The 18,522-nt window shown below is 40.6% G+C and carries 17 protein-coding genes and 1 pseudogene; 4 read left to right on the forward strand and 14 right to left on the reverse strand.

All coding sequences use genetic code 11. The annotated features are described in order from the left end of the window. Window positions 1-8 precede the first annotated feature (8 nt). Entirely contained in the window at window positions 9-935 is a 927-nt protein-coding gene (locus tag B7E06_RS17960) for an ACP S-malonyltransferase (protein ID WP_082235307.1), read from the reverse strand. A 69-nt stretch (window positions 936-1,004) separates the two neighbouring features. Then, window positions 1,005-1,685: a GntR family transcriptional regulator gene (locus B7E06_RS17965; protein ID WP_082235308.1), complete on the reverse strand. Its 681-nt coding sequence runs from the start codon at window positions 1,683-1,685 to the stop codon at window positions 1,005-1,007. A gap of 350 nt (window positions 1,686-2,035) precedes the next feature. On the opposite strand from B7E06_RS17965, the gene madL reads away from it, so the two are divergent. Both madL and madM read left to right on the forward strand, forming a co-directional pair. Further along, entirely contained in the window at window positions 2,036-2,449 is a 414-nt protein-coding gene (gene madL, locus B7E06_RS17970) for a malonate transporter subunit MadL (RefSeq protein WP_082235309.1), read from the forward strand. Then, window positions 2,430-3,191 carry a malonate transporter subunit MadM gene (gene madM, locus B7E06_RS17975; RefSeq protein WP_082235310.1) on the forward strand — a complete coding sequence of 254 codons (762 nt, stop codon included), beginning with the start codon at window positions 2,430-2,432 and terminating at the stop codon, window positions 3,189-3,191. The genes madL and madM overlap by 20 nt, the downstream gene beginning before the upstream one ends. A 68-nt stretch (window positions 3,192-3,259) precedes the next feature. Here the strand turns inward: madM and B7E06_RS17980 are convergent, their stop codons facing one another. The 10 genes from B7E06_RS17980 to B7E06_RS18025 all read right to left on the reverse strand — a co-directional run bounded on the left by B7E06_RS17980 (window position 3,260) and on the right by B7E06_RS18025 (window position 12,435). After that, window positions 3,260-3,556, reverse strand: a complete 297-nt coding sequence (locus tag B7E06_RS17980) for a phospholipase (protein WP_082235311.1) — start codon at window positions 3,554-3,556, stop codon at window positions 3,260-3,262. An 81-nt stretch (window positions 3,557-3,637) separates the two neighbouring features. Beyond that, window positions 3,638-4,402, reverse strand: a complete 765-nt coding sequence (locus B7E06_RS17985) for a fumarylacetoacetate hydrolase family protein (protein WP_082235312.1) — start codon at window positions 4,400-4,402, stop codon at window positions 3,638-3,640. 118 nt (window positions 4,403-4,520) lie between these two features. Then, window positions 4,521-5,075, reverse strand: coding sequence for a carbonic anhydrase (locus tag B7E06_RS17990; RefSeq protein WP_082235313.1), 555 nt, complete (start codon window positions 5,073-5,075; stop codon window positions 4,521-4,523). Window positions 5,076-5,239: 164 nt separating this feature from the next. Beyond that, window positions 5,240-6,289 (reverse strand): Gfo/Idh/MocA family protein, encoded by a 1,050-nt coding sequence (locus B7E06_RS17995; RefSeq protein WP_082235314.1) that lies wholly within the window; start codon window positions 6,287-6,289, stop codon window positions 5,240-5,242. A gap of 26 nt (window positions 6,290-6,315) precedes the next feature. Continuing rightward, window positions 6,316-7,404 carry a Gfo/Idh/MocA family protein gene (locus tag B7E06_RS18000; RefSeq protein ID WP_082235315.1) on the reverse strand — a complete coding sequence of 363 codons (1,089 nt, stop codon included), beginning with the start codon at window positions 7,402-7,404 and terminating at the stop codon, window positions 6,316-6,318. Between the two features lie 12 nt (window positions 7,405-7,416). Further along, entirely contained in the window at window positions 7,417-8,238 is an 822-nt protein-coding gene (locus tag B7E06_RS18005) for a carbohydrate ABC transporter permease (RefSeq protein WP_082235316.1), read from the reverse strand. Then, window positions 8,235-9,182, reverse strand: coding sequence for a carbohydrate ABC transporter permease (locus tag B7E06_RS18010; protein ID WP_082235317.1), 948 nt, complete (start codon window positions 9,180-9,182; stop codon window positions 8,235-8,237). The genes B7E06_RS18005 and B7E06_RS18010 overlap by 4 nt, the downstream gene beginning before the upstream one ends. 54 nt (window positions 9,183-9,236) lie before the next feature. Beyond that, window positions 9,237-10,508, reverse strand: a complete 1,272-nt coding sequence (locus tag B7E06_RS18015; protein ID WP_245807769.1) for an extracellular solute-binding protein — start codon at window positions 10,506-10,508, stop codon at window positions 9,237-9,239. 17 nt (window positions 10,509-10,525) lie between these two features. Then, the gene (locus B7E06_RS18020) at window positions 10,526-11,296 is read right to left on the reverse strand and encodes a sugar phosphate isomerase/epimerase family protein (RefSeq protein ID WP_082235319.1); all 771 of its coding nucleotides are present in this window, start codon (window positions 11,294-11,296) and stop codon (window positions 10,526-10,528) included. 119 nt (window positions 11,297-11,415) lie between these two features. Continuing rightward, window positions 11,416-12,435: a LacI family DNA-binding transcriptional regulator gene (locus tag B7E06_RS18025; protein WP_082235320.1), complete on the reverse strand. Its 1,020-nt coding sequence runs from the start codon at window positions 12,433-12,435 to the stop codon at window positions 11,416-11,418. Window positions 12,436-12,822: 387 nt separating this feature from the next. Between B7E06_RS18025 and B7E06_RS18030 the strand changes: the two genes are divergently transcribed. Together B7E06_RS18030 and B7E06_RS18035 are read left to right on the forward strand one after the other, a co-directional pair. Then, entirely contained in the window at window positions 12,823-14,013 is a 1,191-nt protein-coding gene (locus B7E06_RS18030; RefSeq protein ID WP_082235321.1) for an MFS transporter, read from the forward strand. 138 nt (window positions 14,014-14,151) lie between these two features. Further along, on the forward strand, window positions 14,152-14,850 hold the full coding sequence (locus B7E06_RS18035) for a YetF domain-containing protein (protein ID WP_082235322.1): 699 nt from the start codon (window positions 14,152-14,154) through the stop codon (window positions 14,848-14,850). An 80-nt stretch (window positions 14,851-14,930) separates the two neighbouring features. Here the strand turns inward: B7E06_RS18035 and B7E06_RS18040 are convergent, their stop codons facing one another. Then, on the reverse strand, window positions 14,931-17,483 hold the full coding sequence (locus tag B7E06_RS18040; protein ID WP_425432232.1) for a GH32 C-terminal domain-containing protein: 2,553 nt from the start codon (window positions 17,481-17,483) through the stop codon (window positions 14,931-14,933). Window positions 17,484-17,486: 3 nt separating this feature from the next. Further along, a pseudogene (locus B7E06_RS22450) lies at window positions 17,487-18,485 on the reverse strand (glycoside hydrolase family 32 protein); the annotation flags it as partial. Between the last annotated feature and the right edge of the window lie 37 nt (window positions 18,486-18,522).

Raw genomic sequence — 18,522 nt, forward strand, 5'->3', positions numbered from 1 at the left:
CTTTTCGGTTAATTGTTCAACCTATGAGCAAGCACTGCAGCTGTATGCGGCCCGCTGTCTGAGATAGACAGCCCTCTTGCTGCAGAAAAAGACTGATTTACTAAGCCTGTAAGGACATTACCAGGCGGCATTTCTATAAACAAACGCACACCCAGTTCGTATAATAAAGATGTCGCTTCGTGCCATTTAACAGATTGGGATACATTCCAGGCCAAATCTCTTTTGATTGCTTCGCTTGTTCTTAATATTCGTCCTCTCCTATTTCCAGCAAAAGGAATGGCAGGCTTTCTCAGAGCAAGCTTTTCCAGCTCAGCTTCCAAGCTTATAGATACATCAAGAAGCAGTGGACAATGAGAGGGAACACTGACTTCAAGAAGTTCTGCTTTCTGTGCCTTGTTTTCCAGAGCCAGTTTCGTAAATTGCTTTAATTCATTAAGAGAGCCTGCGACCGTAATTTGTCGAGGACAATTAATATTTGCCAGATAAACAGATTTATTTTTATTGGTAAAATCCATTAGAAGATCTCTCACCTCGAATTCCGTTAATCCCAGGATAACAGCCATTCCATACCCTATTGGAAAAGCACTTTCCATCAGTTCCCCTCGCTTACGTACCAGACGAACGGCATCTTTAAAATCTAAGACGCCTGAAACAACAGCTGCTCCGAATGTCCCTACAGAGTGACCTGCTACAAAGTCAGGTACAGCTCCTTCCTTTAGCATCATCCGTGCAGAAGCTACCCCCGAAGTCAGCAAACATACTTGAGCCGCAACCGTAGACTCTAACTTAATAGGATCACCCCAATGGTAAACGCTTTCATTTAAAGCTTCACTCGCCTCATTCAAAGTTTTCCTAACTTCTGCGTGTTCTGGTAAATTGTTCAGCATGGAAGGCTGTTGTGAGCCTTGTCCTGGAAAAAGAAAAGCAGTTGACATAGAATCCCCCTCTCGATTGACATTTAGTCGTCAGTCGACCAAATACAATATAAAGAAAAAGGGATTGTATTACCCTTCTTTTTCTTTATATTGTATTTGATTATCAAATAGCTGAGATTGGATGCTGGAAATAACGTCATAGTTATGCTGCTGTAGTATTTCTGCAGCTTCTTCAACCTTATTTTCATTTAGAAGATCTACTAAAATTTTATGCTCCCTCACGGACTTTTTAATATTTCCTTCGCCTCCAAAAGAAATATTCTGTACCCGTAGTAAAGGCAATTCCAAACGGGAGTACATTTTTTTTATGGTTTCACTTTTACTCATATTAATTAAGCTTAAGTGAAAGGCATGATTTAGTTCTGTATAATGAGTGGTGTCTTTTTCCGAAATCATTTTCTCATAAAGAGCTTCCATTTCATTTAAAATTTTATGATCTACACCTTTTTCTTGAATTCGTTTCATTGCCAAAGCTTCGAGCATAATTCTTACTTCCAGCAAATCGTTAATTTCGTTTTCAGTATGCTCTTTAACTATTGCCCCTTTTCTGGGAATCCTTTCTACTAAACCTTCAATTGTGAGCAGATATATAGCTTCCCTAACCGGGGCACGGCTTGTTCCATACTCTGTAGCATATACATTTTCTACTATTTTCTCTCCCGGTTTTAATTCCCCTGAAATAATTTGTTCACTAATACGCTCAGCAATTTGATTAGATAGAGCATTATGATTAAGACTCGATTGACTCATAGGGAACCTCCTTCAGCTGTCGACTGTCGATTAAATTGTACAACAAATAGTTTAATGATTCAATATTTTTAGAAAATTTGTAAAAAAGGTTTGCATTTCCATTCATCTTTATCTATGATGAGGAATATGAAACGGTCGACAGTTGATCATCGGCTAAAATGTAAACGCTTTCTAAAAAGGAGGGATAGTCTTAAGAATCTTTTTAGCACCGCAATAAATTTCAAAAACCTTTAGGACACCCTGAGAATTACTTTATCTGCTGTTTGTGTTGTTGAATTTATGAATTTTAAATTGTTGGTTGAAATCAGGAACACGTGGATAAAAAAAATTCAAAGATGAGGTGAAATAACTTGGTTATTTACGGAGTGGCTCTATTAGCCATTTGTATGTTGCTTGGTGTAGTTTCCGGAGAGTTATTAGGAGTAGCTATTGGTATTGATGCTAATGTTGGCGGTGTAGGTATTGCAATGCTGATTCTTGTTCTATTAATAGACTATCTTAGGAAAAATAATAAATTAAATATTAAATCCCAAGAAGGCATGTCTTTTTGGGGAGCGATGTATATTCCAATTGTCATCGCTATGGCTGCCAATCAAAATGTAGTAGCAGCTCTTGATGGAGGACCATTGGCTGCAGTCGCTGGAATAACTGCTGTTATTGCAAGCTGGGCCATGGTCCCATTACTTAGCAGCATTGGGAAAGAAGAATCCACTTTTTCGAATGAAGAGCTAGGAGGAGCAGACAATGTTAGAAATATTAAGTAATACATTTTCAGAAAATGGACTTATTGTTTCCTTTGCCGTTGTTGGAATTACAATCTATATTTCCTATTACCTGTCAGACAAGCTTACTCGCGGCAGAATTCATGGGTCTGCCATCGCTATTATAGTGGGGCTTGTTCTCGCATATATCGGTGGAATTAGCACCGGTGGCGAAAAAGGGCTTGCCGATATTGGGATCTTTACTGGTATCGGTTTAATGGGCGGAGGAATGCTAAGAGATTTTGCTATTGTCGCTACTGCTTTTGGAGCCAACCTGGATGAAATAAAAAAGGCAGGATTGCCAGGAATTATTTCTTTAGTAGTGGGAGTCCTATTGTCATTTATAGTTGGTGTAATTATAGCTTTTTTGTTTGGATATACAGACGCAGTGAGTCTGACTACAATTGGTGCGGGGACAGCCACCTACATAGTTGGACCTGTGACCGGAACAGCTCTGGGAGCAAGTTCAGAAGTCATAGCTTTAAGTATTGCAGCTGGTTTGATTAAATCTATTCTCACAATGATTGGTACTCCTTTTATTGCTAAATATATTGGGTTAAATAATCCTAGATCAGCTATTGTTTACGGTGGGCTTATGGGAACTACTAGCGGTGTAGCAGGAGGATTGGCAGCAACTGATCCAAAACTTGTGCCTTACGGAGCCATGACAGCGACTTTCTATACAGGGCTTGGATGCCTGTTAGCTCCATCTGTGTTGTTCTTAATAACTAGAACCATTTTTTGATCGTTTATATACAAAAGGGCGCTTCCTTTTAAGAAACGCCTTTTTGTATGAAGTAATTTCAAACTTTATTAGAAACCACATGTAAAGAAACGCTGTATCTTCATATAACGCAGCATCGTTCTTGCATGTCTTCCCTCTATTGTATAAGGATTTTGCAGATAAGACAGCCTGTAAATAAACTGTTCATCACACAAACAATAATTTCTCGTTGTTAGATAACATTCATCGTGCTCCTTACATGCTGCATCGACTTCGTTAAGCGGCACACCTGGTCCGCTGCATCCCGGGCCACAATATTTATAGCTGGGGAACACACAGAAACCTGGTTTAAAACCTCTCCTTAGACCGCTGTCATCATATTTCACTAGCTTGCACCTCCCTGCCGGACAGCCTTAGGATATTACATTATATGGCCAATAAGGCAGGAGAGTGTGGTCGTGCATTTACTAGCTTTTTTCTTTTACGTGATTTTGTAAAATTCCAATACCGCCAACCTCTGCTTCAACAACATCTCCAGGGGAGAGTGGTCCCACGCCTGATGGTGTACCTGTATAAATCACATCACCCGGCTTTAGTGTCATGACTTCAGTGACTTTTTCAATTAAGCCAGCAATATCGTGAATGAGATCATTGGTGTTGGACTCCTGTTTAACTTCTCCATTCAGCTTCAGCTTTATAGGAGCGTTGTTCGGATCAAGTTCTGTTTCAATCACTGGTCCTAAAGGTTTAAATGTGGCAAAAGATTTCGCCCGCGTAAACTGCCCGTCTTTTTTCTGAAGATGACGATCAGAAACGTCATTTCCGACTGTATAACCAAAGATATAAGAGTAAGCCTCTTCTTTCTTCACATTATTCGCTTCTTTTCCAATAACGATTACAAGTTCTGCTTCATAATCGATCCGATGCTCCAGCGTTGGCAGCTCGATGGACGAGTTGTGTGCAATTACAGCACTAGGCGAAGCCATAAACATCATGGGTTCTTCTGGAAGGGGCTTGCCCGTTTCTTCCGCGTGGAGTTCATAATTTAATCCAATGCCAATGACCTGACTTGGCTCCACAGGTGGAAGCACTTCTACTTCGTTTATATTAAATTCTGTAGAAAGTGGACGAGTTTCTCCCATTATGTAATCTCCATCCAATTGAGTGATGGAATTTCCTTTCACCACACCATAATAAATTTCTTCGTCTTTTAGAAAACGGATGTACTTCACTGTATCTCCTCCTCGTTGAGTCTCACTCAACTATTTCGATAGGTGTCCTTTAATTTCCTCTTTACTCGATCTGCAAGTTATAAAGAATCCTGCCTATTCGGCAGGATTGATCTCACTTTTATACGTCTAACTTTTCAAGCTTTCCGGAGCCAAGGTGGAATAAGTAGCCTTCCACTTCGGTGTCTTTCCCGTATTCTTTATAGACAGGGTGCTGTCTCATCTGTTCTACTTGTGCTTTAACGTTCGCTTTGACAAGTTCATTTAAGTCATCCTCCGTAGAATGACCCTGGTTGGTAAAACCTTCTTTTATACCGCCGATCCAGCTTTTCAAGTATGGTTCTTCATTACCTGCTTTTGCAGCCGCTACTCCTCCACACTCTGTATGTCCTTTAATAATAACCTTTTTTACTTTAAGATGAGCGAGGGCGTAGTAGAGACTTGATGTAAGACTTTCGTCATTCTCCCTCACCTGGTTGGCAATATTTCTATGAACGAACATAGTGCCAAGCGGGGATTCTGAGATTACGGATGGGCTTACACGAGAATCACTGCAGGAAATGACGAAATACTCAGGAGACTGTCCAGTCTTTAAGTTTTCAAAAAATATCGGATCCTGCTCTAAAATTTTACTGGTAAATGATTGATTGCCTTTTACTAATCGATCTGATGACATTGCAAATTTCCTCCTCCGCCTTGTTAATTCTGAAAAACATATTTATTTAAAATATGTCTCTACTTAATTATTAAATAATCCAGCAATTACGTCAATTCGACAATAAAAAAACCCGGACGATAAAAAATCCAGTTTGATAGGGAAAAAGAAATTCAGCTGACGTTTTATTTAGAAATATGTGCCGGTTCTTTTGGAATGGACGTAATTTTCTTTGTTTCACTGGAGTCTAGAGCTGATAGAATGACCTGTAATGATTTCATTCCTTCTTCTCCTGTAATTAAAGGAACTGTATCCAGAACAATACTTTCTACAAAGTGATCAATGACGTGTGTATTTGTCGGTCCTTTATCATCATTTGACTGAATTTTATCAAGCTCAAAATGTGCCTTTTCTCCACTCTGATAATGAACCTTCAATGAGTAATCAGGATCATTCTCAAGCTGGATGATTCCTTTCTCACAATAGATCACTGTCGAGTTATCATTTTCTGAAACATAGGACCAGCTGGCCGTAAGCGTCCCTACAACACCAGATTCCATCTTAAAAATACAGACCGCATTATCATCGACCGCTGTATTTTCTTTTGCAGTTGTTTCTACAAAGGCCCCTACCTCACTGACTTCTCCTAATAAATAACGGATTAAGTCGGCTTTATGTACACCAAGATCTCCCATAGCTCCTACAAAGGCTTCCTCTTTCCTGAAGAACCAGCTGTTACTGCCATCAATGCTCCACTTCTCCGGCCCGCGGTGCCCGAAGGTCGTTCTGAAACTATAAACTTTCCCGAGTTCTCCTGATCCAAGCAGCTGCTTTGCTCTTTTGTGTGAGGAAACAAATCGCTGGTTATGAGCAATCATCAGCTTTTTATTGTTCACACGTGCTGAATGATTCATAGTTTTTGCTTCTTCTATAGAGACAGCCATAGGTTTTTCACATAACACGTGTTTTCCGGCATTTAAACTATCAATAGTGACTGGTGCATGCAGATAATTAGGCAGACACACACTAATTGCATCAATATTTTTATTATTTAAAATTTCCTTATAAGAGGTAAAGGGTTCTGCCTTATACTTATGAGCCATCTCAATTGCCCGCTCTTCCTTGATATCACACACCGCCGCAATTTCCACTTGAGGATTTGCTTCATATTCTGGCAAATGCCGCTTTTGAGCAATGCTTCCACACCCTATTACGGCTACTTTTATTTTTTCCATATCGATTCCTCCTGGATTAATTTAATTTAAGTAATGGATTCTCTGATAAAAGGGGGAGAAGGTATGCATGAGCTTTTAATTATCTGCTTCTGCCCGCTTTCTGCTGATTCCTGAAAAGCATGCATTGTTTCTAAAACGTGAAAAGCTATTTCACTGTTGGCTCGAAAGGATGTTTGATTCTGGATCGCCGTAACCATATCCCAAACTCCAATCCCCCGGCTGTTGTCTGAATAAGGAGAAGTCAGCTCGACATCCCTCCACGCTTCCTCTCCTTTTTTCTTTAACAACACAGGTCCGCCAAAATGGTTAGGGTCCGGGATTTTCAGCGTTCCTTCCGAACCGTAAATTTCCAGCAAGGGGGGGTTAGGTACTGCCACATCAAAACTCATAACCATAGTAGCTGCAGCTCCCCCTTCGAACTCAAGTACCCCTGTATAGTGAGTAGGAGTTTCAACCCTTATGACCTGTCCTTTCTTTTCACCTGTTTTTATCACCCGTTCCGGAAACGTGATAGAAGCTGAAGCAGAGACATGCTGGATAGGACCAAGCAATTGAACGAGTGCTGTTAAATAGTAAGGGCCCATATCAAATAATGGTCCGGCTCCTTCTTTGTAAAAAAATTCAGGATTTGGATGCCACTGTTCAGGACCGGAACCCATCATTGAAGCAGATGCTGCAACAGGACGGCCGATTTCTCCCTTCTGAATCAGCTGCAGGCATGTCTGAATTCCCGCACCAAGGAAGGTGTCCGGAGCCGATCCAGCTAATAGCCCTTTCTGCTTAGCCAATTCAACAATACGGGCTCCATCCTCTTTCGATACAGCAAGAGGTTTCTCACTATAAACGTGTTTTCCATTCTCCAGCGCCTTTATCGATATTTCCGCATGCGCTTTAGGCGGTGTTAAGTTTAATACAAGGTTAATGTCTTCACGGCTCAGCAGTTCACTTACAGATATGGCATCAGGAATGCTATATAGGTCAGCCTTCTCCTCTGCTAAAGACTTTACAAGATCAGCACAGGCCATTACCTTAAGATTTTCAAAGCCCGCCATATTTTTAAAATAAATATCGCTAATATTTCCACAGCCAATGATTCCTACTTTTACAATATTCACTAATAATCCTCCTTATTCTTTCACGGCTCCCCCGCCTAAACCTTTGACTACTTTTTCTTGAGAAAATAGGTAAACTGCTAAAATCGGCAGGCTTGCCAATGTCAGAGCTGCCATTAAACCTGGTACATTTACAGAAAATTCACCTTTAAAGTCCTGCAGTCCCAGAGGAAGAGTCATACTTTCAGGACTGGATATTAATACGAGAGCAAAAACGAACTCGTTAAAAAGATGAATAAAATTGTAGATGAGCACTGTCATTAAGGCCGGTGTCAGCATTGGTAAAACCACGCGCCAGAAAATCCCAAAATGAGAACATCCATCAATTTTTGCTGCTTCTTCCAAAGCCTTAGGAATTTCCCTCATAAACTGAGTCATTATAAAGATCGAGATTGGGAGACTAAATGCAATATATGGACCGAGCAGGGCCCAGAGCGTATCATAGAATCCAATATTTTCCGTTAATTTAAAGATGGGGATAAGAGTGGCATGAATAGGGAGCATCATACCAGAAATAAACAATAGGAATACCACCTTGTTTAACCGGAAATTCATCCGGCTTAACGGATAACTGGCAAGTGCACCGATAAACATTACAACAACAACTGCCACAACAGTTACAAGAATACTGTTGAAGAAGTAGCGGGTCAGCCCCATTTCAAAAACAGATGTAAAGTTTTCTAGATTAAATGAAGTAAAGAGGGCAAAAGGTTTCTCAAAAAAATCGCTTTGTGTTTTAAAAGAAGTAGAGATCATATAAAGAAATGGATATCCTGTAAAGATCAGGAGCAGAATGGCAATTAGATATAGTGGAATTTTCTTTATCGTCGCTGTCATGATAAGGCTCCTTTCTGCTTCCGGTAATAATCCATAAATTGAATAACTATCGTGACTACTAAAGCAATTGCAAACATGAGAAAAGCAATCGCACTGGCGTATCCCATATTAAAATTAATAAACGCTTGTTTGAACATATACGTTCCGAGTAACTCCGTGCTGTGATTAGGTCCTCCGCCCGTCATAATATAGAAAATGTCGAAGGCCTTCAGGGAACCGACGATAGCCAGAATAGAGGAGCTCACAATGGTGGGCATCAGCATCGGAAACGTGATATGAATAAACTTAGTAACCGAGTTAGCACCGTCCATCTTAGCCGCCTCATACAACTCCTCTGGAATTCCAACAATTGCTGCTTTAAATAAAATCATGTAAAAAGGAGCGAATTGCCAAACGACAACAAGAAGTACAGAAAACATAGCTGTGTTTGATGCACTAAGCCAGGCAACACTGTCAAAACCTAAAGATGTGATCAACTGATTTATAACCCCATTGATCGGATCGTACATAAGCACCCACAATAGTCCGATTGCTACAGTAGACATTAAAAATGGAAAGAAATAAACACTGCTCATTAAGCGTTTCCCACGTATCGGTGCAAACAGCATGAGAGCCATAATCAACCCGAGGGGGATCTGAACAAAAATTGAAATAAGAACGACCCATGTATTGTTCGTCAAGGAGGTCCAGAAAACCGTATCATTAAACAGCTGGATGTAATTCCGAAATCCAATAAACGTTCTTTCACTCATTCCATCCCACTCATATAAGCTGTAATTAAATGTGGAAATTATAGGGTAGATGACATAAACCGCATAGACAATGAAAGCTGGAGCAATAAATAAAGCAATCGTTAAAGCATTTCGAAACGACCTCTTTCTTCTCGCTTCTACGTGTGAACGGTCTTCCGCACGAGCTCTCGCAACATTAACATGTGTTTCCACAAAACCCCTCCTTTAGGATGTGAAGAGGAGATAACCTCCCCTTCACAAACTTAATTATTCTAAGGCTTTCTCTGCTTCTTCTTCCATCTTTTGCGCCGCTTCCTCTGGCGTCATTGATAAGCCAAAAATGGCTTGTGTTGTATCCTTATGAAGTTCTGCTAATTCAGGAGGAAGTGTCTGGTCGTAAGGCATCTGCAAATGTGTGGCGTTTTCTACTACATCATTAAACTGCTTGGCAAATTCATCGGACGGTTCTACCCCGCTGATTGCATTAAGTGATCCTGTACGATCCGTATACTGCTGAGCTGTTTCTTCACTTGTTAATTCCTTCAGCAACTCCGTCGCAAGCTCCGGGTGCTCCGTGTTTTTCGATACAGACCATACCGGTCCGGTAGCTGCGCCTAATTGGGTTTGGTCCCCTTTTCCTCCTTCAACCGTTGGAAAAAGGAAAAAGTCTAATTTCTCTTCAAACTCAGGAGCTTCATTTCTCACGTCGTTTAATAGAGAAATCGTCATATCCATCATGGCAGCCTGACCGGAATATAATAATTGACGGCCGCTTCCCTCATCATAAGGAACCCCATTAAATCCTTCGTTAAAAGCATCTTTCTTAACCATTTCCTGTATGTACTCACCTGCCTGCACATACGCATCATCATCAAACCCTTTGCCTTCTCGATTGAATGCGCTTTCAAATAATTCAGGACTTCCTACGCGGCTGGCAAAATTCATAAGGTAATAAGCACCAGGCCATTTCGTGCTGTTTGCTAAAGCAATAGGAATCACATCATTCTCGTTAAGAGTGTCGATTATATTGAGCCATTCTTTATAGGTTTGAGGTTCTTCCAGGCCATATTCATTAAAAATTTCTTTATTATAGAAAACTACGTCAATTGATAGTCCTAAAGGAAGACCATAAACTTTATCCTCAAATGTTCCATTGTCTAAAGCAAGCTCATTAAAGTGAGACTTATCGATATCTTCCGTTACCTCCAAAACCTTATCCTGGTCGACAAACTGTTTTAACCATCCGCCGCCCCAGCTTGTAAACACATCAGGTGGATTTCCGCCGGACATGGCCACCGAAAGCTTCTGCTTATAAGCATCATTAGAAATTCGTGTCATTTTCACATTCACATCAGGGTTGTTCTCTTCAAACCTGTCAATAGCCTCCTGGTAAACCTCTTCTTTTTCCCCGCCGTCGATTTGCCAGAATTCGATTTCTTTTTGCCCGCTTCCTTCTCCTGAACTAGTAGATGAACCTCCACAAGCTGCCAGCACGAAAACAAAACTTAACATAAACAGTCCAAGTAATTTCTTCAACATCATCTCTCCTTTTTTAGTTAGATGGAAATGACTTTTTGTTCCTTCAAATACTGATAGCTTTCTTTAATGCTTTCAAAAGGTGACTTCCTAGACTGATCCTGCTCAACAATCCACCATTCTACCTGATTGTTATCTCCTCTGTTTAAAACGTCTGAGAGATCAACACCGCCTGTGCCTAATTCTGCAAAAAACTGCTCTTCATCATTCGTCATGTCTTTCAAATGAACAAGGGGTGTTCGGCCTCTGTACTTTTCAAGCCATTGTCCTGGGGATTCTCCCGCTTTCGTCAACCAATAAATATCAAATTCTGCTTTTACCCAGTCTGGATTCGTTTCCTCTAATAGGAGTTCCAGCGGTGTTCTTCCATCCTTCATTTTCGCAAGCTCAAAATCATGATTGTGATAGGATAATGTAATACCTTCCTCCCGGCATATATGCCCTGCTTTATTTAGAATGTCGACAAGCTCTTGATAGTCTTTCTCTGTTCTGCGGTCTTCCGGTAAGAACGGACAGACAATGTGCCGGCTCCCTAAGTTGTGTTGATCTTGAATCACCTGCTTTAATTCCCCCTCTGATTCTATCGCTGTGAGAGGAATATGACTGGAAGCAGCCTCCAGTCCTAATTGATCGATTGTTTTCCTTACATCTCTTGAGGACATCCCTCCATATCCTGCAAATTCAACCCCATTAAACCCAATATTCGCGACTTTTTCTAATGTGCCGGTAAAGTCTTTTTGGCTCGCCTCTCTTAATGTAAACATTTGCACAGCAACTGGTATATTACTCAAATTAATTTCTCCTTCCAAGTGAAATGTAATCGATTACAAAAATTTGTATATTCATTTACTTACAAAACCCTTAACCACCTTCCTTTATTTGTAATCGATTACATTTTTATTTAAAAATTTTATTTTTTAATTAGTCCTTCTTCTATTTCCGCACCGCATGAGGCCCGGACAACAAGCTCATCATCTAAAATGTATTCTGTCTGAGACAGTGGAACATTGTTTAACTTCTTAATAAGCAGCTCCATTGAGCGCTTGCCCATGTCAAAGAGCGGCTGGGCAATGGTAGTAAGAGGGGGATCAAAGATCGAAGAAAACTTAACATTATCAAACCCTACAACAGCTAAATCTCCCGGCACCTTAAGACCGTGGTGTTTAGCTGCATTAATAACACCCATAGCCATATCATCACTCGCTGCAAAAATAGCTGAAGGTACCGTTTTTTGACTTAGAAGAGACTTCATTTGTTTATAGCCTGATTCATAAGTAAAGTCTCCTTCCCTGACCATGTTTTGATCAACCGGGAGATTATGTTCCTCCATCGCCTGACAATACCCTCTATATCTGTGTTTCGATATAATTGAATCTAAACGCCCCGTAATGTGGCCGATTCTCTTGTGTCCTAGTTGAATTAAGTAATCTGTTGCTTTTTTACTGCTGCTCACATTATTAATAGAAACTGTCGGTACCTTGGAGCTGTGTAAATTAGCAGTAGCCATCACCATAGGATATTGTTCACTGATCTCTTCCAAAAGCCGTTCATCCATTTTTGGTGAAAGCATTATAATCCCATCGGCCTGTCTTTGCTTTAAGTGTTCGATCGAGCTGTATTCTGAATCCACTTGATTGTTCGTATTTCTAAGCAGTACTCTATATCCATTTTTAGATGCTTCGTCTTCAATACCTCCTACAATTTCAGCAAATACTGTATTAATAATATTAGGTACGGAAACGAGAATCGTGTTGGTCTCTGTTCTTCGAAAATGACGGGCCAGCATATTCGGCTGATATTTCAGCTCTTCGATTGCCTCCACCACCTTCTGTTTTGTACGCGGTGTCACAGCATCCGGATTTCTTAAAACCCTAGAAACCGTAGCCGTTGAAACGCCTGCCAATTTAGCCACATCACTCATCTTTGCCATTTTTAAAAATCTCCTGTTCTTCCCTGAAGTCAATTTGTAATCGATTACATTCAGCTTAAGTGAAGTGTTTTAAAATTGCAAGACTATTTCGTAAATTAATTTTTCTCTCTTGTTACAACACCATTCTAGCTATATAATAAATATATTCTTATACATAAAGGAGGGAAAACCATGCATACGTTCACTGTAGACATCAAGGTCGTGAAAAAATACCTGGTATTTATGATGTCTATTTTTGGAATTTCAGTCGTCCTCGGGACAAGTCTGTCCTTTTTTAGCTGAAATTTCATAGTATTGAACGTCAAGTATGATTTCCTGAAAAAATAGTAAAGCCGCAGGAGTATACTTTCCTGCGGCTTTTTTGTGTAAAAGAGAGGACAAAATTTCATGTTTAAGACAAAACAAAATATTTATATGCTGTATTTTTATATCTTCTTTGCCCAGTTATTTTTTGACCGGGCCTTATGGGTCATTTATCTCGGAGACAAAGGAATGGGCTTCGGCCAAATTGGTATACTGGAAGCTCTCCTCCATTTAGCCATTGTATTATTTGAGGTTCCTACCGGAATGGTTGCTGATTTGTACGGACGTAAAATCAGCCTGGTGATCGGGAATATATTTAGTTTATTGTATGGGTTGTTTATGCTGGTCAGCGGTACATTTTCCATGTTTACCCTTGCTTTTCTATCGATGGGACTTATGGTCACATTCCATTCGGGTGCAGAGCAGGCATTTGCTTATGACACGCTAAAAAATAATAAACGGGAACAAGACTATACAAGAGTGGTTGGCAGCATGACGGCCATTGCTCTTCTATCATTGAGCCTCGCCAAATTTCTCGGCGGTTTTATGGCGGATATCAGCTGGGAATTAGTTTACGGTTCAATGATTTTTACTCATCTGCTCGCAGTGGTTCCCCTTATCTTTTTAAAGGAGCCTGAGCGTGAAAAAACAGAAGCCATCAGCGGGCGCTGGTACAATCAGTGGGTTCACCAATTTAAGCTCGGTCTTAATGTTTGGAAAAACAATCCTGTCATTCATCAGCCGGTTCTGTTGTTTATTTTAGCAAGTGCCGTAATGGTCATTATTGTTTTTTATGGGCAGGAATATTTTATACAGCTGGGCTACTCCCCTGTAGTCGTTGGCGCTGTATTTACAGTTGAGGGTTTGCTTGGAGTCGTTATGGCGAAGATTGCTTATAAAGTGGAAAAGCGATTTAAGTTTTTTAAGATTTTATATTACGGCCTTGGACTGTTTATCTTTTTTCTCGCTTTGTTCATCTTTTCCAGTGACTGGGCCATTCTGTTATCATTTCTTTTTCTGGCCCAGCTGTTAAGCTTATTTGATCCGATTTTCAGCGCTTTCGTGCAAAATGTTCTGACGAGTAATGTGCGTTCAACTTTCTTTTCGCTCATTGGGTTAACAGAGAGCTTCGTCATTATGATCAGTTTCCCTCTGTTTGGTTTTGCAATTGAACGGACAGGATTTACCGACGGCTTTGCAGGTCTAATGCTCGTTTTTACCGTGAGTGTCAGTATAACTTTTTTGTTCCAAAAATTTAAAAGAGCTTCTCATTAAGTGAGAAGCTCTTTTTTCTGTATTAAGCTCTTCTTTATACTTTATGGTTTTCTCTTCCTAATTGAATGTTTGAAACCTAGATATGTAAATAATACGGAAGAGAATAGGAACAATAAAAACTAAAGAAAGGAGCAAAATATGGCACTTCCTGAATTAATGCTTAGACTGGCCATTGCTTTTATAACACTTCTCCTCCTTACAAGGCTAATGGGCAGAAAAGAAATTTCACAGATGACTTTTTTTAATTTTGTGTCAGCTATTGCTATTGGGACTCTCGGAGCTTCCCTTGCGATTGATTCCACACTGAGTGTCCGCAATGGAATCATTGCATTAACGGCCTGGAGTGTTTTTACCATCTTTTTAGGGTACTTAGATATTAAGTCAAAAAAGATACGCTATTTCGTTGAAGGTCAGCCGATTATCCTTATTCGAAAAGGAAGAATTATGGAAGAAGAACTCCGCAAGACACGGCTTGATGTAGACGCCCTGATAGTATTACTCCGCAAGAAAAATGTATTTTCTGTTGCAGATGTCGATTATGCTATTTTTGAGACAGATGGCTCTCTTTCTGTCATGAAAAAGAATGATAAAGAACTGGTTACTAAGAAGGACATGAACATACAAGCCAGTTCACCTGCTCCTTTTTCTATGCCTTCTGTAGTTATCGCCGATGGAATTGTAAACAAAGAAAACTTAAAGGAATTAAGTCTGGACCGCCAATGGTTGGAACAGCAGCTTCAGTCAGCCGGAGGTTATTCCATAAAAGAAGTATTTTTGGCGGAAGTTCAGAAAGACGGGACACTATATATTGATACTACTCAGGACATGGTTCATTAATGAAAGCTTTTAATAAAATATAAATATAACAGGGGCTTCTTTAGAGGAAGTCCCTGTTAAGAATGCCTAAAAGCCCTTATTCACTTCTTTTCCACATTATTAAATACAGCTGTAGAATCCCACACATTCAGCCCAAAATAACCTTCTTTATAGGCACTATCCCTTTTTTCAATTACAAGGTTTCCATCCAGGTAAGCTTTCACTACATCACCTTTTGCTTCTACCATTAATTGATATTTTTGATTGGCTTTTAGCTTCAGGTTTCCACCGTCATTATAAATGGACAAGTCAGTCCCTATTCTGTCTACAAATTTAATAAGTTTTATCATATTATTCTTCACATCTACATTTACAGCGTATCCATTTTCAGCTTTGGGATTTGCACGAAATACTAAAGCACCAGCTCCCACTTTGTTGTCCACTAAATCTTTATCGGGATCGTCAGGGTGTGAGTCAGAATCGAGAATTTTAATGTCCGCTTCATATCGGAAATCACTCTCCTTTTCAGCTGCAAGAATAAAAGCATCGCCGCTGCCTTGTCCCTGTTTTCCATTGATAGTATCTGCCCACTTTCCTGAAATAGCATCCCAGCCCGTTAGATTAGATTCAAATGAACTTTTATCTGCCCAAATCTTTTTCAACGGATAAATATCAAGAGAAGTTAATTTCACTTCACCTCCCTCGCTGTATATTTCAAGTCCTTTACTTGCGGGATCAGGGAAAATCTGATCTGTAATTACTACTTCCCCATTAGCACCAAATAATTCAACAGCTGATCGATCGACGAATATGCGCATTTTTAATTTACCATTCGAAACAGATAAGAAGGCTTCATGTTTATCTTTAACGTTAGGCCCATAATTAAAATCATCAGAGTTTGCCCGATCAATAAATAATTTTTCTTCACCGACATTGTATCCAACAGTAGTGTATTCTCCGCCTTCTCCCTTACGGACTTTAAATCCGAATTCTTCGGCGTCCGTACCAGATATATCAAATTCCGCCACCATCTCATACGTATCACCTGAAAAATCTGAAAGAAGACTGCTCGCTCCTGAAATCTTTTCATTTACGAAGGAAGCTTTTCGCCTTTGATCCGTAATGCTATCAAAAGGAATCGGCGTTTGTTTTAAGCGGGTGCCCGCTTCTGTTTCGGTTAATTCCAATGTTCGAGGAAGTGTCATAGAGCTTCTCCACGTTGATGTTGGGGTTTCATTCGCATACTGCCAGTTGCTCATCCATCCCAGCCAGTATTTTTCACCGTTTTCTCCTTCAATCCCGCTCCATTCTACTCCCGCATAGTAATCTGCTCCGTAATCAGTCCATAGAACCTCATTGGAAGGATTTTCATTCGTAAATGTCTCCCCGTCAAAATCACCGACAAAATATTGCATACCCGATCCGCCAGCGGAAGCACCATCGTTAATACTAACCTGTAGGACCCATTTGGTATTATTAGGATCTCCGTCAATCGGCAGTTCTACTAAAGCCGGACACTCCCAAATACCTCCATTGCTTCCGTGAGTTGAATCACTCCACTCTCCGGAAACTGACGACCAATCTTCAATCCTGCCGCTTTGCTTCATTTCTTCTTGATCCAGTTCCTCAGCCGTTTGGTCTACCTTGTCAGGCAGTGGGCCTTCATTGTACACGTTAAAGTCATCGATATTGATATGACCCCATCCCCCTGAAGCCTGATCTACTGCTTTAACATAGAATACTTCCCCTATAAAATCAGAAGCGTCCCATACATAGCGTTTATATGTTTCATCTTCATTAAACTTCGTATTTGACTGACGAATTATTTCTTTGTTATCTGAAGCCCTGACTAAAGAGACATAGCGGTTAATTGGATCATTTCCTCCACCCATAAGAAAATTAATCTCTCCGGATCCGCCGAGTTTAAAGTTAGAGGAGCGCAGCTGGCCTGCCGCGTTGTCACCTTCATGTAAATCGGAGAATCCCCATAAATGATACGTCCCCTGCTGATCAAAAGTCCCGCCCCAGTATGTTGCTGTATCTGTGATATGGTCCTCTGTAAAAGAGCTGCCTGTTGTTGTCCACCCTGTAAGGTCTCCCGTTTCAAAATCATGATTGACGATCTCCTTTTCAGAAGTCTGGATGTTCTGGCCTTTCCTCACATTTTGAAACTGAGCAGACGCGTTCCATACATTTAATCCAAGATAACCTTCTGCAAATGAACGATCAGTAATATCATGGACTAGGATTCCATCCACATAAACTTTAATGCTGTTCTCATACGCCTCTGCAGCTAATTGATAGGTTTTCCCTGTTTCCAGCTTTATTGATTTCTCCGCCAGCACGGTTATCCTGCCATCTTCTACCTTCATCAGTTTGACGACATCATGTAAAGCATCGACATTGGCAAAATACCCGTTGCTCGCGTCTTTGTCCGCTCTAAAAACTAGTGCTCCAGCTCCGCCTTCTCCCTGTTCGCCTGATACTTTTATATCCGCTTCATATAAGAAGTTCTCAGCTGTTTGATCACTTATTATAAAGGCATCTCCTTCAGCCCTGCCCGTTTTTCCATTTAAAGTATCTTCCCATGTTCCACTTACGTCTTCCCATCCGGATAGATTCGTAATAAAATTCGACTTGTTCGCAAACTCCACATTGCGAAAGGAGGCTGGCGATTCTGATGACAGTAAGCCGTAATATCCATGGGCGTATGTCTTATCTTCCTTCTCTATTACCAGTTGACCATCAATAAAAACCTTTATATTTTTACCATCTGCTTCCGCTTCTAAATGATAAGCAGCATTCATGTCTAATTTCATATTTTGAACGTCTAACTTCTCTGTAACTCCATCTATAATCTTATAAAGGGTGACCCTATTATTTTTTGCATCAATAATAGCAGAATAGCCATTGGCTGCACCTTTATCAGAACGAAAGACTAATCCCCCGGATCCTTTCCGGCCGTTTTTCTCGTTAAGTGTGATATCTGCTTCATAAGAAAAAGAGCCTCCGCTATAGTCAGACATCGCATATGAAACTTCATCAAGACTGTTGGACTGAATACCGCCATCCGGCCCAAACTCACTGGCAAACTCCCATTTCTTTAAATTGGGGGACGTATAAAACATAATCTTATCCTTAGCTGCCAGTGCCATCACCCATTGACTAGAGTCTTCATGCCAGAAGACCTTAGGATCCCGCCAGTCGGCCACTGGCGGATCGGGCATCACGGGGTTTCCTTCATATTTTTTCCACGTTCTTCCTTTATCCACGCTATAGGCCAGGCTCTGCACCTGTCCCTTAGGACCGGAATGTGTAAATATTGCCACCATAGCTTCTTTACCAAAACCAGCCGTATTGTTCCAATCAATTACGGCACTGCCTGAGAAGATCTGACCATGTTCATCTGGTGACAAAGCGACAGGCAGATGCTCCCACTTTATGAGATCTTTACTGACGGCATGCCCCCAGTGCATCGGCCCCCATGTTGTACCATAGGGATGGTACTGATAGAACAGGTGGTATTCACCTTTGTAATACACCATTCCATTAGGATCATTCATCCAATTGGCTTCCGGCGAGAAATGGAATTGGTTTCGATCGGGTTCTTCATAATATCCTGCACCTTCTGCATGTACAATAGATGGCAGACCCATAACCAGAAAACAGAGTAACAGCGGAAATTCTCTTTTC

This window comes from Halobacillus massiliensis (assembly GCF_900166625.1).
In the GTDB taxonomy this organism is placed as follows: domain Bacteria; phylum Bacillota; class Bacilli; order Bacillales; family Halobacillaceae; genus Halobacillus_A; species Halobacillus_A massiliensis.